12 protein-coding genes are annotated in these 14072 nt (G+C 61.8%); 6 read left to right on the forward strand and 6 right to left on the reverse strand.

The window, feature by feature from the left end:
- Position 1 precedes the first annotated feature (1 nt).
- On the forward strand, positions 2-550 hold the full coding sequence (locus QQ977_RS09360) for a tripartite tricarboxylate transporter TctB family protein (protein ID WP_285925447.1): 549 nt from the start codon (positions 2-4) through the stop codon (positions 548-550).
- A 58-nt stretch (positions 551-608) separates the two neighbouring features.
- Positions 609-2105 carry a tripartite tricarboxylate transporter permease gene (locus tag QQ977_RS09365; protein WP_285925448.1) on the forward strand — a complete coding sequence of 499 codons (1497 nt, stop codon included), beginning with the start codon at positions 609-611 and terminating at the stop codon, positions 2103-2105.
- A gap of 202 nt (positions 2106-2307) precedes the next feature.
- On the opposite strand, the gene QQ977_RS09370 is transcribed toward QQ977_RS09365, so the two are convergent.
- Positions 2308-3831 carry an amidase gene (locus QQ977_RS09370; RefSeq protein WP_285925449.1) on the reverse strand — a complete coding sequence of 508 codons (1524 nt, stop codon included), beginning with the start codon at positions 3829-3831 and terminating at the stop codon, positions 2308-2310.
- Between the two features lie 22 nt (positions 3832-3853).
- Positions 3854-5368, reverse strand: coding sequence for a sodium:solute symporter family protein (locus QQ977_RS09375; protein WP_285925450.1), 1515 nt, complete (start codon positions 5366-5368; stop codon positions 3854-3856).
- A gap of 356 nt (positions 5369-5724) precedes the next feature.
- On the opposite strand from QQ977_RS09375, the gene QQ977_RS09380 reads away from it, so the two are divergent.
- From QQ977_RS09380 to QQ977_RS09395, 4 genes are read left to right on the forward strand one after another with little or no spacing between them, the layout of a single operon-like run.
- Entirely contained in the window at positions 5725-5934 is a 210-nt protein-coding gene (locus tag QQ977_RS09380; protein WP_285925451.1) for a hypothetical protein, read from the forward strand.
- Between the two features lie 4 nt (positions 5935-5938).
- Positions 5939-7381 (forward strand): sodium:solute symporter family protein, encoded by a 1443-nt coding sequence (locus tag QQ977_RS09385; protein ID WP_285925452.1) that lies wholly within the window; start codon positions 5939-5941, stop codon positions 7379-7381.
- Between the two features lie 7 nt (positions 7382-7388).
- On the forward strand, positions 7389-8477 hold the full coding sequence (locus QQ977_RS09390; RefSeq protein ID WP_285925453.1) for a hypothetical protein: 1089 nt from the start codon (positions 7389-7391) through the stop codon (positions 8475-8477).
- Between the two features lie 23 nt (positions 8478-8500).
- Positions 8501-9928: an aldehyde dehydrogenase family protein gene (locus QQ977_RS09395; protein ID WP_285925455.1), complete on the forward strand. Its 1428-nt coding sequence runs from the start codon at positions 8501-8503 to the stop codon at positions 9926-9928.
- An 11-nt stretch (positions 9929-9939) separates the two neighbouring features.
- Here the strand turns inward: QQ977_RS09395 and QQ977_RS09400 are convergent, their stop codons facing one another.
- The 4 genes from QQ977_RS09400 to QQ977_RS09415 all read right to left on the reverse strand — a co-directional run bounded on the left by QQ977_RS09400 (position 9940) and on the right by QQ977_RS09415 (position 13909).
- Entirely contained in the window at positions 9940-10680 is a 741-nt protein-coding gene (locus QQ977_RS09400; RefSeq protein ID WP_285925456.1) for an SDR family NAD(P)-dependent oxidoreductase, read from the reverse strand.
- A 90-nt stretch (positions 10681-10770) separates the two neighbouring features.
- Entirely contained in the window at positions 10771-12288 is a 1518-nt protein-coding gene (locus QQ977_RS09405) for a tripartite tricarboxylate transporter permease (protein WP_285925457.1), read from the reverse strand.
- Between the two features lie 12 nt (positions 12289-12300).
- Positions 12301-13017 carry a tripartite tricarboxylate transporter TctB family protein gene (locus tag QQ977_RS09410; protein WP_285925458.1) on the reverse strand — a complete coding sequence of 239 codons (717 nt, stop codon included), beginning with the start codon at positions 13015-13017 and terminating at the stop codon, positions 12301-12303.
- 46 nt (positions 13018-13063) lie between these two features.
- A complete protein-coding gene (locus QQ977_RS09415; protein WP_285925459.1) occupies positions 13064-13909 on the reverse strand; it encodes a tripartite tricarboxylate transporter substrate-binding protein in 846 nt (281 codons plus the stop codon).
- Between the last annotated feature and the right edge of the window lie 163 nt (positions 13910-14072).

Raw genomic sequence — 14072 nt, forward strand, 5'->3', positions numbered from 1 at the left:
CATGTCCAGTCTCGAGAACGAAGAACCACTGAACGGGGGTGACGAACGGACAGAGGACCGGTGCGAATCGATCGACGATTCGTTTTTTTTGGCGCTAGTAAAGCCGTTAGTGTTCCCGACGCTCGGGCTCGTGTTTGCGCTTCTTTATCTTCACTCGACGTACGGACGAATCGACCTATCCAACCTGACGTATCCATACGTTATCATCGGATCGCTGCTTGCTTTACTCGCCTCGGTGTACGTGAGTGAGATCCGATCAGTCGTTCAGAAGAAAGACCGGTACGAACTCGACACGAAAGAGGCGTTGTCGGATTTGATCGACGAGTGGAAGATGTCGATCGTCGTCTGTGTCATCGCCGTCGTATATGTCGGTGTCATCGACACCGTCGGCTTCTTCACGAGCTCGGCACTGGCGATGATCGCTCTCATGTCTCTCAGTGACGTCGATTACAAGGTGCTGGTCGCGGTTACCGTCTTCACGATCGGGATGATTTACGTCCTGTTTATCGGCGTCCTGGACGTCCGGCCACCGGAGGGGTTCCTCATATGAGCGCCCGAGGAACCGCCGGTGTAACAACTGACATGTACGAAAACCCATTCGGTGACACATGATCGGAAACCTCGCTGCAGGAATCGAGATCCTGTTAACGCCAACGAACATCCTCCTGATCATGTTTGCAGTCATTGTCGGGATCGTAGCTGGGGCTATCCCCGGTTTCACAGGGACGAACACGGTCGCTATCGTTCTCCCGTTTACCCTCGCGATGACGCCGGAAACCGCCATCGTCTTTATGGCTGCGATATACGTCGGTGCGAACTACGGTGGCGCGATCCCCGCCGCCTTGATTAACACACCGGGTACGGCTGGCGCAACCGCTACCGTCCTGGACGCCTACCCGATGAGCAAAAAGGGCAAGGCTGGACAGGCGATCGGGATCTCCATACTGGCCAGTGGAATCGGCGGAATCATCTCGGCGATCGTCATCGTGGCCTTACTGAACCCGCTCGGCTCTGTCGCGCTTATGTTCGGTCAGCCCGAGTACTTCGCGCTGGCGCTTTTCGGCATCATCGCGTTGGCTTCTGTCCTCGGCGAAAACGTCAGGAAAGGCCTCATTTCGGGACTTTTGGGTCTGTTGATCGCGGCCGTGACCCTCGACCCGATCACCGGACAGAGTCGACTCGATTTCGGCTTCCCGGAACTCGTTTCTGACGTGCCGTTCGTTCCGATCATCGTCGGCCTGTTCGCCATCTCGGAGTTGATGTATCTAATCAAGAAGCGACAAATTAGCGACGCCGACTTCGATATCAGCTCGATGTCGGAAGTCAAAAAAGGAGCAAAGCAGGTCCTCGCCCGACCGTTCCAGACCCTTCGAGCGATCTCTATCGGAACACTAATCGGCGCGATTCCCGGTGCCGGGACGTCCGTCGCGAACTTCATCAGCTGGGGCGAGGCGAAACGGGCGTCGGACAAGCCGGAGGAGTTCGGCGATGGATCTCCCGAAGGCGTGATCGCCTCCGAGGGGTCGAACAACGCCGTTACCTCGAGTTCGTTGCTCCCAACGCTCGTGCTCGGTATTCCAGGCAGTGGTACGACGGCAGTTATGCTGGGCGCGCTGTTGCTTCACGGGATCCAGCCCGGACCGAACCTCATGGCCGAGTTCGGTGCCGAGGCAACGGCGATCATGCTGTCGCTGCTGATAGCCAACCTCGTCCTTATCGCGTTCGCGTTCGCCATTTCGAAGTATATCGTTCGAGTAGTGCTCTTGCCGACGGAGTGGCTGGTGCCGGTCATCCTCGTCTTGACCGCGATCGGGATATTCTCGCTGAACAACTCCCTCTTCGAGGTGCGATTCATGATCCTGTTCGGCATCCTCGGGTTCATCATGCGGGAGTACGACTACTCGCTGATTCCGATGGTACTCGGCGTCATCCTGGGCCCGCTAGCCGAGGGGGCGTTCCGCCGAACGCTGGAGTTGGGTAACGGAGATGTTACCCTCTTCTTCATCAACAGTCCGATCACCGTCATCCTCTGGGTACTCATCGTCGCCGTGTTCTTCTCGGACCACATCTCGCGGTTCTTCAAAAGCCTCCTCTCACGGGTGTAACGATATAGCTATATCAAGTTTATATTATCGCTGCTTCCCTCTGCTCGACCACGACCGCGGCTGTCACTGTCGCACCGAGGTGGCGACTCCGTTCACGTCTGTCTGACCGACGGTATACTGTCGCGGTGGCGTTCCAACGAGAGTGTGAGCGTATCGTGTGCCTGTCTACGCTTTTGGTACGAAACGACGCGTCCGTATCGGACTACGCCGTTTTGTTTTCGTCACTCCGATCCGTGATCGCCGATTCGATCGTATGTGCGACCTCGAGGAGGCGCTGATCGTCGTAGGGGCCGGCCACGAGCTGCAGCCCCGTGGGGAGACGGTCAGGGTCCTCGAGCGTGTGCGGAATCGTGATCGCCGGGAAGCCAGTTACGTTCGCGATTCGAGTGTTTCGTGCGTAATCGATCGTCGTCTCGAATGCGTTTTCGACCCGCGGCGGGACGTCCGGCATCGTCGGCAACAACAGACAGTCGACGTCATCGAGGAGTTGCTCGAACTCCTCGCGGATCGTCTTCCGGGCGGCGTGGGCGCGCGTGTAGTGTCGCCCGTTCAACCTATCAACGAGGTGTGCACCTGAGAGTAGCTTGCTCTTGTAGAAGGGGTGCAATTCGGCGCTCGTGGCCGCGCCTCGCCGGGCGAGTCCCGCCTGGTACCCGTCGTCGACGATTCCCCCGCGACGGTACGGTGCACCGCCTGCCCGCCAGTGCGTCGCCATCTCGACGGCGCTAATGCAGTTTTTGACGGCCTTGCCGTAGTGGAAATACTCCGAAGAGACGTCCCGGACGCTGGCGCCCATGTTAGATAAGTTGTCAATAGTCTCTGCAAACCGGTCGGCGACTGTCGACTCGACACCGTCGCCGATCCCCTCCGCTAACACGCCGATCGTCAGCGACGAGACGGACGGCGTCGACCTTGAGTCGGGGTCCCACGTCGGGAGTGTATACGCCTCTCTTCCCGCGGCTTGCAACGATGCGGGGTCGCGGGGATCCGTACCGGCGATGGCTGTGAGGACGCGCCCGGCGTCGGCGACCGTCTTCGTTAGCGGCCCGACGTGATCGAGCGTGTACGTGTTTTCGACGACGCCGGTCAGCGGGACGAGCCCGTACGTGGGTTTCAGCCCCGTAATCCCACACCACGCCGCCGGAATGCGTATCGATCCACCGGTGTCCGTTCCCAGTGCGGCCCGTACCTGGTCGGTCGCGACCGCGACGCCGCTTCCGGCGGAAGAGCCGCCGGCGAGTCGCTCTCGGTCGTGGGGATTGCAAACGGCACCGTCCGTTCCGGTCACGCCGTGGGGTGCGCCCGCGAACTCGTCGAGGGTCGTTTTCATCGTGATCGTCGCTCCGCTGGCGCGAAGCCGGCGGACGACCGTCGCGTCCGTCTGCGGACAGAACCCTCGCAGGACTTCCGATCCACACTGGAGTGGGATGCCTGCGACGGCGATGTTGTCTTTGACGCCGACGGTGAACGCCTCGAGTGCCCCGGAGTGGTCGGCAGGCGGAGGGACGTCGCAGGTGACGCTGCAGGCAGCGTCGGGGCTGTCGGTCCAGGTCCGCCCGTGGGTGTCGCCGTTGGCCGGCCTGTCGACCGGGACGTCGTCTATCTCGTCGATATCGTCGAGCATTTCGTTGACGAACTCGCAGACGTCGGCGAGTTCGGACTCGTAGAGCGTGACGTTGAACGCCTCGCCGAGTTCGACGAGTTCGGATTCGGATACTGATTTCATGGATGAATTCGTGTCGGTGGGTTCAGTCGTCGTCGTCGGTCGCAGTTATCTGTTCGGTTCGTTCGTCGCGAATCTCCTGCATTTGGGCCGCCGCGGCCTCGCGGACTTCGTCGACGTCGAAGCGCTCACCGTATCCGGCGTAGCTAAGCACGGCGATCACGATGAGGGTTGCGGCGGTCGCGGGAACGGCGGTCTCGAGCGAGCCCTGTCCGAGTAGTTCCGGTTCGCCGAGGACGACGCCCCAGATGAACACGACGGTTCCGCCGACGACGAAGGCCGGAAGCGCCGACTGGCGGGTGGTTTTCTCCCACAACATCGCGAGGATGCCGGCAAAGAGGATGGACATGACCCCCATTCCGAGCGTGTTGATAGCGACGATTTCGATTCCGGTCTGGGCGATCAACGCGGCGAAGACGCCGAAGCCGATGATCGTCAGCCGGGTCATCAGGACGAGGTGTTTGTCCGAGAGCCGCTTGCGGCCGCCACGGAGTGGGATGTAGAGGTCGTTGACGAACGTCGTCGCGCCGGCGAGGAGGAACGAGTCGGCGCCGCTCATCACCGCGGCGACGGAGGCTGCGAGCAACAGTCCGGCGAACACCGGCGGGAGCATTTCGGTGAGCGTCCACGCGAACGCCATCGAGGAGTCGATGTTTGCACCGTGTGCGTTGGCGATCATTCCCGCGGTCGCGGTGAGAATGCCGAACCCGACGATAACCGAGCCGGCGAGGAAGGTGCCAAGAATCGCGACTCGGCGACTCTTTGCCGACCAGGTCCGCTGGAGCATCTGCTGGTTCGCCCCGGCGACGGTGATGTACATGAGATACCACGAGCCGATCTGGATCAACCCGACGCCGAACCAGCTAAGATGTGGGTCCGGAACGCCGCCCGAGATGGTGCCCAGACCGCCGGCGTTACTCACCGCCATGGGGATCGCGATCACCATCCCGACGATGATGAGAACGCCGTGGAAGGCGTCGGCCCAGGCGACCGACGCCATGCCGCCGTAGGCGGTGATGGCGATGAAGACGGCGACGCTGACCCAGAAGGCAACGTCGAGCGGAATGTCGGTAGCGACCGCGATGATAGACGCCATACCAATGGTCTGGCCGGCGGTCAGGGCAACCTGGCCGATGACGGTGAAGATGGCCGCGAAAAACTGCGTGTATCGACCGAAGACGCGTCCGAGCAGTTCCGGCACGCTGACGACCTTGAACGAGTAAAGAAAGCCAATGAGGATCGTTATCGTTATCCAGGCGAGCCCCTGGGTCATCGCGTACCACTGTGCGCTGATTCCGTCGATGAACGCCTCCTGTGCGACGCCCATGATCAACCCGCCACCGACGAACGTCGCGAAGTAGGTCATCATGTAAACGAACAGTCCGAGATCCCGTCCGGCAAGCGTGAACGAGATATAATCCTCGCCGGCGTGGCGCCCGAACCACAGGGCAACGGCGATCGTCGCGATGAAATACAGGGCCATTGTGACGATTAACGGATCGGTCATGGTGTCAATGACTGCCATGGTTGTGTATGCCATACAATGTAAAATAAGATGGTAGATAATAAAACTTTCCACTGAAGTTGAAATACTGGCTATAGTATGGATTGATCTATTATCATATAATGGAACGGTTGTCAATAGTGACTGCTTCTCTACCGTTCGGCGAAGTACCGATCCGTCCGATCGGTGTGCCAGACGATGCTGCAGGTAGAACGATACGACGTAAACGCGTGCCTCCGGACTATAGACGCTCTGACGCGACGCGTCCGAGACCGATCACGACCGTACACGTCGTCGGAACGAGCTCGGTAGTCATCCGCTGGCCGAGAGATCGTCGAATGCTGATTTCGACATTCTTATAACGATGTAAAAGGCAGTTGTATAACGTAATTATGGAACGTGAACGACGCTCGATCGAACCCGATCGGATGCTCTCGGTCCTGTTCGTCGCATTGTTTCTGGGCATGGTAGCGACGGTGTGGGTACCCGTCGAGCCGATCGTTCTTGGCGTACCGTTCTGGGCCGGGAGCGCACTCGCGCTCATGATCGTCTCCGTGATCGCCGCCGGCTTTGCAGGCTGGTACTGCGGGTGGCCGAACTGAAATCATGACGACCGTTGCACTCACGATCATCGCGCTGTACGTCGTCGTTACGATCGCAATCGGCTGGTACGGCTACGTTCGGACGGGACACACCCCCGCCGAGTACTTCTTGGCCGGTGGCACCCTCGGGGTCGTCGTGTTCCCGCTGACGATGTTCGCGACGCTGATGAGCGCGTTCATCTTTCTCGGCAGCGCTGGCTGGGGATACGAACACGGGATGGGCTGGTTCGCGTTGCTCGGCGTCGAAGTGATCGCCGGCATTCCGCTGGCGCTTATCGGTCTCAAGGTCTGGCGCGTCGGGAAGCGATACGGCGTCATCACGCCGACCGAACTCGTCGGTCGGATCTACGACAGCGACGCGACCAAACTGGTCGTACTCGTCGTCCAGTTCGTCTGGGCCGTTCCGTACCTGGCGATCCAGGCGATGGGTGGCGGAATCCTGTTCGAAACGATTACCGACGGTGCGATGTCGTTCACACAGGGTGCAGTACTGATCTCCGTCGTCACGGCCGTCTACCTCACTCTGGGCGGCCTGCGAAGCGTCGCGTGGTCGGACGTGTTACAGGGGCTGTCGATGGTCGTCTTGCTGATCGCGGCGCTCGTGTGGCTCTACCCATCGCTCGAGCCCACGGCGGCAGCGCAGACGCTCGCTACGGAGACGGGACATCTCGAACCCGCGGGCGATCGAGGGTTCTTCACACCCGGGATCTGGCTGTCGTTCCTGCTGATGAACACGATGGCGATCATCGCCTATCCGCAGATGTTCCAGCGGTTTCTCGCGGCCGAAGACGAGCGCGCGTTTCGATCGCTGCTGGTCTGGTGGCCGATCATGGTCGTCGTTGCCGTGCTCGTTCCCGTGTTGCTCGGCGTCTGGGGGGCAGCGGCGATGCCCGGTCTCGAGGATCCGGATACGATCGTCCCTGCGCTGCTCGCCGAACACGCTCCACCGGTCGTGTTTGGAATCGTCATGGGTGGTGCGGTAGCTGCGATGATGAGCACCGCCGACAGTCTCGTGTTGACGCTCTCGTCGGTGGTCTCGCGCGACCTGTACCGGGACCACGTGAACCCGGACGCGAGTCCGGGCCGCGAGACGTGGGTCGGGCGCGTCACTGCCGTCGTCTTGCTTGCTGGCGGGCTCGTCCTCGCACTGGCTCGACAGGAGACGATCATCGAACTCGCGGTGTATTTCATTCAGGGCAACGCGCTCTTGTTGCCGGTGTTGATCGCACCGCTTTACTGGAGGCGCGTCACAGCTACTGGTGCCCTCGCTTCGGTCGCGCTCGGGCAGGGCTTTTTCGTCGCCGCGACGTTCGGACCGGTCCCGGCGGGACCGTTTATGCCGTTCGTCCCCGCCCTGGTGCTTGCCTGTGCCGGACTGCTACTCGGCTCGCTTCTCTCTCCCGAACCGGAACCGAACGAAACCGCTACGCTGTCGTTCGACCCGTAACGTACCCATGTCGATTCCCACTACACTCACGAACCCGTACGTACCGACGGACGAAACGCTCGACGAATGGACGACCACGGTGATCGACACCCACTTCGATCCCGAGACGGGGACGCCGTACTGGCTCGAGTGGCAATCCGACGCCGGTATCGACGTCCGCTCCGCCGTCGGCGGATTCGACGATCTGCGGACCGTCTTCGAGCCGTTCGACGAGGACGTCCTGCGGACGCTCCCGGTCGAGGAGTTTTCCCCGAACGGCCTCTCGGGCGACCGCCGAGTCTACGAGACCGGCGGTACCACCGGCGAGCCCAAGCGCATTCTCATGTGTGAGTACTGGCGACAGCAGGCCCGCTGGACGGCGAACGTACTCGAGGAGTGGACGTTTCCGCGTGGCAACGTCCTCGGGCTAGCTCCGCCCGGCGGTGCCAACAACGCGGGGACGTTCGTCCAGCACCTGGCTCACGAGTGGGGTCGGCTCCCGTTTCACGTGACCATGGATCCCCGGTGGGTGAAACGGCTCTCGAGACGACGCGACGCGAGCGAGTTCGACGCCTACCTCGAACACCTCTGTGACCAGGCCGAACGGATCCTCACCAGTCAGGACGTTCGAGTGCTATTTACGACCGCGCGGCTGCTCGAGCGACCGCGCGTGCGCGACCTCGTCGCCGAGTCGTCGATCGAGGGGATCGTCCACGGCGGCACGGCACTCGACCGCGACACCCATCGCATCTTCCGGGACGAGTGGTACAGCGACGTCACCCTCGTCGGCGAGTATGGGAATACGCTCGTGGGCGTCGCCCCCGAGGTGCCGCCCTCGTTCGGATCGCCAACCGATCGCGACTATCACCTCGATTACGTCCCCTGTTACCCCTACTTCGTCACCGAGATCGTCGACTCGGACGGCGAGCCCGTCGCCTACGGCGAGCGTGGAACGGTCCGGCCGACGGTGCTCACCGAGGAGTGTTTCCTCCCGCTGTTACCCGAGCGGGATACGGCAGCACGGATCCGCGGTGAGGGCGACTTCGGGTGGGACTGGGTCCGAACCCCGACGACCGGCGAACACGCCGCTGACAGCGCCGTGGAGGGGGTCTACTAAGATGCAACCGAGGTGACCTACGCATGTTACCACTGCTCTCGCTCGAGGAACGTGAGACGGCCCGAAGCGACCCCATCGACGGAATCGACGGCACGGTCTGTGACGTCGCCCGAACACCTCGCGTTCGCGTACACGATGCGCTCACGACGGCCCGTGAGGACGGTTTCGAGACGTTACAGGAGATCGCAGTCCGTGACCTCTTAGAGCGTCTCGCGACCGCGGGCCAGCTCTTCTTCGGACGGGGCGTTCCCGCACACAGCGGCGAGCTCCCGCCGTTCGAACGCTACCAGCGGCGAGTCGTCGCAGCGACCGGTATGCCGGCCGGGTGGGTCCGGACGGCCGCTCACTGGATCGCGTTCGGTCTCCGACACCTATCTGAATCGTTACGGGCCCAGTCTCCGACCGGCGGGCTCGAGGTCTACGACGATCCGGGCTACGTTCGCGAGACGAACGTCGGGCTGGCGTTTGCACCCCGCGTCCGCGCGCTCGGTGCGACGATGCCGGCGAACGATCCCACGGTGTACGTCTGGCCCGTCGTCGCGCTGGCGATGAAGATTCCTCTGGTGTTACGTCCGTCCGACCGCGATCCGTTCACCGCGATTCGACTCGGACGCGCCCTCCGTCGCGCCGGGATTCCGGCGTCGGCGGTTCACGTACTGCCCGGCGATCGGTCGATCGGCGAGACCGTCTGTCGGGACGCCGACCACGCGATGGCCTTCGGCGGAGACGCTGTCGTCGATCGGTTCCGTAGCGATCCGACCGTTTCGACGTACGGCCCCGGCGAGAGCGTCGCCGTCCTGGCACGCGATCCGACCGACCGGGAACTCGAGACGCTGGCTCGAGGCGTCGCCCGCTCCGGCGGTCGGGCGTGTTTTTGTCTGACGCGTCTCGTCGCGACGGGCGAGTGTGACGCCGACGCGCTGGCGACCCGACTCGCCGACCGGATCGTCCGCGTCGACGCCACGCGGTGTGGGTCGCTCTACGACGAACGGACCGGCGTGCCTGGCTTTTCCCCACGGCGTGCAGAACAGATCGACGCCACGGTGGGCGAGCTGACGGGAACCGACGTTACTGCCGACCGTCGAGGCGGAGGTCGAGACTGCGCTTGCGACGCCGGCCGGGGGTCCGATTCTGATTCCCGCCTCCTCGAACGCGACGGCGTCGCCCGCCTGCTGCCGACCGTTCTTCGGACCGACGAACTCGTTCCGGAGCTTCCGTTTCAGTTCGCCGGCGTGACCCGGCGCGACGTCGACGAGTTGCCGGACTGTCTCGACGGCGCGTATCTCGGCGTCGTCATCGGCGACGACGACCTCGAGCGGACGTTCGTTCGGTCGCCCGAGATACGGAAGGTATACGGCGGTCGGTACCCCGCTGCCGTCGACCTTCGGGAGACGCACGAAACGTACCTCGGATCGGAACTCTACGAGACGACGACGTACGATCCGGGGTGAGGGCTGTGGTATCAGACCGACATTCCGCCGTCGACGTGGAGCACTTCGCCCGTGATGAACTCGTGACTCGCTACGAACCGAACGGCATCGGCGACTTCCTCTGGCGTCGCCTCGTAGCGATCGAGCAGGGTGTCGACGGTGTGATGCCCGCGGAACCGCCGGTCCTCCAGTGACTCGGTGATCACGTCGTTCATCGGCGTATCGACGGGACCGGGCGCGACGGCGTTGACGCGCACGCCGTCCGGTCCGACTTCACGTGCGAGCGCTCGCGTAAAACCGAGCAGCCCCGCCTTCGACGTCGCGTACGTGGTGTCGACGGATCCGATCGTCGCCGCCACGCTCGCGACGTTTACCACGTTGCCGTCCGTTTTCCGCAGGTAGTCGATCGCTTCCGCCGTCACGTTGACGGCTCCCTCGACGTTGACCGCGAGCGTGCGCTCGAGCGACGTTGGCGCGTCATCGATCGAACCGGGGTCGACGACGCCAGCGGCGTTTACGACCGTACAGAGCGGTCCAAGCTCCAGTGCCGCATCGACGAGCCGGGACGCGTCCGTTCGGTCGGAGACGTCTCCCTGCACCGCTGTCGCTTTCTGTCCGCGTGCTTCGACGGCTGTTGCGCTCTCGAGTGCGGCCGATTCGTCACGGAAGTATCCAACGGCGACGTTCAATCCGTCGTCGGCCAGTGCTTCGGCAGTTGCGCGACCGATGGCCCCTGAACCGCCGGTCACGAGCGCCGTCGCGTCGTCGGTCATGGTCGATATCTCGCGGCCTGCAAGTTAAGATCATCGTCGTGACCCGTCACGCGTCACGATACTGAAACGAAACGTGTTGGTGCTGGTTGCTCAGTTTTTGATGATGGTGACGATGATCGAGAGCGCGATGATGGCGAGCAATCCGATGGAGATCGTACTCTCGAAGAAGAACGCCATCGGATCGCCACGGTGGAGCAACCAGCCCGTGACGAATCCATCTTCGGCGATGCCGCCGAGAATGATCCCGAGAACCGGACTGACGAGAGGGTAATCGTACTTGACGAAGAGCACTCCGAGGATGCCGAACACCCAGACGATCCAGAGATCGAAGAGGGAGTACCGGACGGCGAACCCGCCGATCACGGCCAGCACGCACACGGCCGGAATGATGTACTCTGCGGGGATGTACGCGAGCTTTCCGAAGTACCGCGATCCGGGGATGCCGTAGACGAAGATCAACGCGTTACCGATAAACAGCGAGAAGATGATCGCGTACACGATCACGGCGGACCGGTCGAACAGACCCGGGCCGGGGTTGAGTCCGTGGAGGGCGATCGCGCCGAGAAGCGCAGCCGTCGAACCGCTGCCGGGAATACCGAGGGTAAGCGTCGGGATCAAGGCACCACCCTGCGTCGCGTTGTTGCTCGAGTCGGCCGCGATGATGCCCTCGATAATTCCGGTTCCGAACTTATCCGAGAGTTCCTCTTTCGACCAGCGCTGGGCTTCGTTGTAGCTGACGAAGTTTGCGACGTCGGCACCGGCGCCGGGGAGGGATCCGATGAACGCACCGATCGACATGCCACGAACGACGTCGACCGGCCGCTTTCTGACGGCTCGGAACGCATCACGGACCTGCCCTTTTCCGCCCTTTACGTCTGCGGTATCCTGGGCGACCGTGCCGCGGTACGCGAGTTGGATCATCTCGGCGAGCACGAACAGTCCGATGAGGGCGACGATGAAGTTGACGCCGTCTTGCAGGATGGTGAATCCGAACGTGCTACGTGGCTGTGCCAGCTGTGGGTCGTTACCGATGGTCGCGACCAGCAAGCCGAACGCTCCACCGAGTAGGGACTTCGAGAGCGATGCGCCCTTGGCTGCGGGAATGATCGTGAGCGCGAACACCGCCAGGAGGAACATCTGGGGTGGGCCGAACTGCAGGGCGAAGTCGGCGATCTGTGGCCCGATCAACAGCAACAACACGGCGGCGAAAATTCCGGCGATCGACGAGACGATAGCCGACACTGCCAGTGCGTAAATTGCCCGCCCGTCCCGGGTCAGTTCGTACCCGTCCCAACACGTCACGACGGACCCGGGCGCGCCGGGCGTATTGATCAAAATTGCAGGAATCGAGCCGCCGTACACCGCCCCACCGTACGCCGAAACGAGGAAGATCAGCGCCGGCGTGGCGTCAAACGGTATCGTAACGGGCGTAAGCAAAATGATCGTCATCGTCGCAGAGAACCCTGGAATGGCACCGAACAGTATTCCGAGCGCGACTCCGATGAAAATGGCAGCAATTATCACCGGGTCGCTTAACAGCAAAAGAGCGTCGCCGATCGCCGCGGGGGCAAACACATCAGCACTTGCACCTGTAATTGAGTTTCTCATCGTGTCACCTCGTTAGGGGAGTGGAAGGTTTAGCCAGTTGATGAACACACCCCAGACCAGAATCGTAAATCCGACTGAGTACGCGATGAGTATTGTCGGCCGCCGTTCGCCGAACATGTAAAGCGACGCCGCGAGGAAACCGACCGACGACACGGTGAACGGGACTTCGACGTAGAGGAGCCCGACGTACACAAGCGAGAGAGCCGTGATTCCGGCGGCGGTTCGAACGGTAAAGCTTCCGTCCGCTTTCTGATCGGTCTCTGCGGTACGTTCGGTCTCGTCGAACTGCTCTACTACGTCCGTGCGTCCACGAGAGTGATCTCGCTGTTCTGTCGCCCCGTCGACGTTGCTCGTTTCCACGTAGCTGCCGTTCCCGTCCGGTGACATCTCCTCGGCTGTTTCTGACGTGTTCGAACCCCCGTCCGTCGACCCGCTCGGACCGTCCTCTGGCGTTTCGCCCTGTGTAGTACCCGGCTCCGCTTCTTCCGACGTCGGTGTTATAGAAATGACATGAATGAGAAGGGTAACGACGGCGAGAAGTATAGTCGCGTACAACAACGGATTGGCGTACAACATCGATTGCTCCGGCAGCCCCCGCGTGTCCCAGTAGTACAACGCACAGAACACGAGTGCTATCAGCGGAAACAGTAATTCGCCCGTATCGATACGTACCTGCCGTTCCCCGAGCCGGAGATCGACTGTTGGCGGCTCCAAACTTTTTGCTTGCATTTTAGGTGCTCTACTCAAAGGAATGTTATATATGTTTTTTCAGTCTCTAGAATTCTTCGAACAGGGGCTGGTACTGTTCCATGAATTCCGAGTACGCTTCCACCTCTTCCTGCGTTTCTTCTGGACCCTGGTAGTTGACGATCAGGTCAAGGTTCCCTTGCTCTTCGGCAGCTTCCTGGAACTCGTCGCTTTCCATGGCCTCCTCGTAGGAGTCGACGAGCATCTCGAACCGATCGGGGTACTCCTCTTGCAGTCCGCCCGGGGCGACCATGAGCTTCCACTGTCCGAACCCTTCTTCGACGAGCGGCAGTTCGTCGCCGAGCCCGAGCTCTCCGAACGTCGGCACGTCCCAGAGGTCGGTCGGCTCGTCGTTGTGCGTTCCAAGCGCGGTCACTTCGCCTTCGTGGTCCGGGTTGAACGACCACGGCTGGTTGACGGCTGCATCGACGTCCCCGGCCAGAATCGCTTCACGTACTGGCGACCCACCCTCGAGGTTGACGATATTGAAGTCGACGTCGTACGTGTCCTGCACCAGAAGGGCAGAGAGTGCCGTGTTCCCGATCGCTGCCGTCGTCCCGACGTTCACTTCGTTGTCTTCGGCGTAGTCGATGAACTCGGCCATGTCGTCGTACGGCGAGTCCTCGGGAGCGAACCACGTGGTCGGGTCCAGGTGGTGAGTCCCGATGTAATCGAAGTCCGTGTGGTCGTACTCCGCGTCCTGGAACAGCCAGGTCGCCTGCATGTGTGGCAGGTTCCACATGGCGATGGTATAGCCGTCCGGTTCGGAGCCATACAACTCCTCGCCGCCGACCTGCGTACCGGCACCGGGTTGATTCCGCACCGCGAAGTCCGCGTCCATTGCCTCTTGCCATGCCGGCGTCGTCGCTCGCATAGACCGGTCGGTCCCACCACCCTGGGACCACGGCACGATTACGTCGATCGCCTGGCTCGGGTAGTCACCGTTACCGTTGCCGTTGTCACCCATACAGCCAGCGAGGCCCGCAACTGTTACTGCTCCCCCATACTTCAGGAATTTCCGCCGCGATTTATCAACG

The organism is Natrialbaceae archaeon AArc-T1-2 (assembly GCF_030273315.1).
In the GTDB taxonomy this organism is placed as follows: Archaea; Halobacteriota; Halobacteria; order Halobacteriales; family Natrialbaceae; genus Tc-Br11-E2g1.

Bases quoted from the DNA above. Each gene is read 5' to 3' on its own strand.
- QQ977_RS09360 (WP_285925447.1), top strand. From the start codon at position 2: ATGTCCAGTCTCGAGAACGAAGAACCACTGAACGGGGGTGACGAACGG.
- QQ977_RS09365 (WP_285925448.1), top strand. From the start codon at position 609: ATGATCGGAAACCTCGCTGCAGGAATCGAGATCCTGTTAACGCCAACG.
- QQ977_RS09370 (WP_285925449.1), bottom strand. From the start codon at position 3,831: ATGAAATCAGTATCCGAATCCGAACTCGTCGAACTCGGCGAGGCGTTC.
- QQ977_RS09375 (WP_285925450.1), bottom strand. From the start codon at position 5,368: ATGGCATACACAACCATGGCAGTCATTGACACCATGACCGATCCGTTA.
- QQ977_RS09380 (WP_285925451.1), top strand. From the start codon at position 5,725: ATGGAACGTGAACGACGCTCGATCGAACCCGATCGGATGCTCTCGGTC.
- QQ977_RS09385 (WP_285925452.1), top strand. From the start codon at position 5,939: ATGACGACCGTTGCACTCACGATCATCGCGCTGTACGTCGTCGTTACG.
- QQ977_RS09390 (WP_285925453.1), top strand. From the start codon at position 7,389: ATGTCGATTCCCACTACACTCACGAACCCGTACGTACCGACGGACGAA.
- QQ977_RS09395 (WP_285925455.1), top strand. From the start codon at position 8,501: ATGTTACCACTGCTCTCGCTCGAGGAACGTGAGACGGCCCGAAGCGAC.
- QQ977_RS09400 (WP_285925456.1), bottom strand. From the start codon at position 10,680: ATGACCGACGACGCGACGGCGCTCGTGACCGGCGGTTCAGGGGCCATC.
- QQ977_RS09405 (WP_285925457.1), bottom strand. From the start codon at position 12,288: ATGAGAAACTCAATTACAGGTGCAAGTGCTGATGTGTTTGCCCCCGCG.
- QQ977_RS09410 (WP_285925458.1), bottom strand. From the start codon at position 13,017: ATGCAAGCAAAAAGTTTGGAGCCGCCAACAGTCGATCTCCGGCTCGGG.
- QQ977_RS09415 (WP_285925459.1), bottom strand. From the start codon at position 13,909: ATGCGAGCGACGACGCCGGCATGGCAAGAGGCAATGGACGCGGACTTC.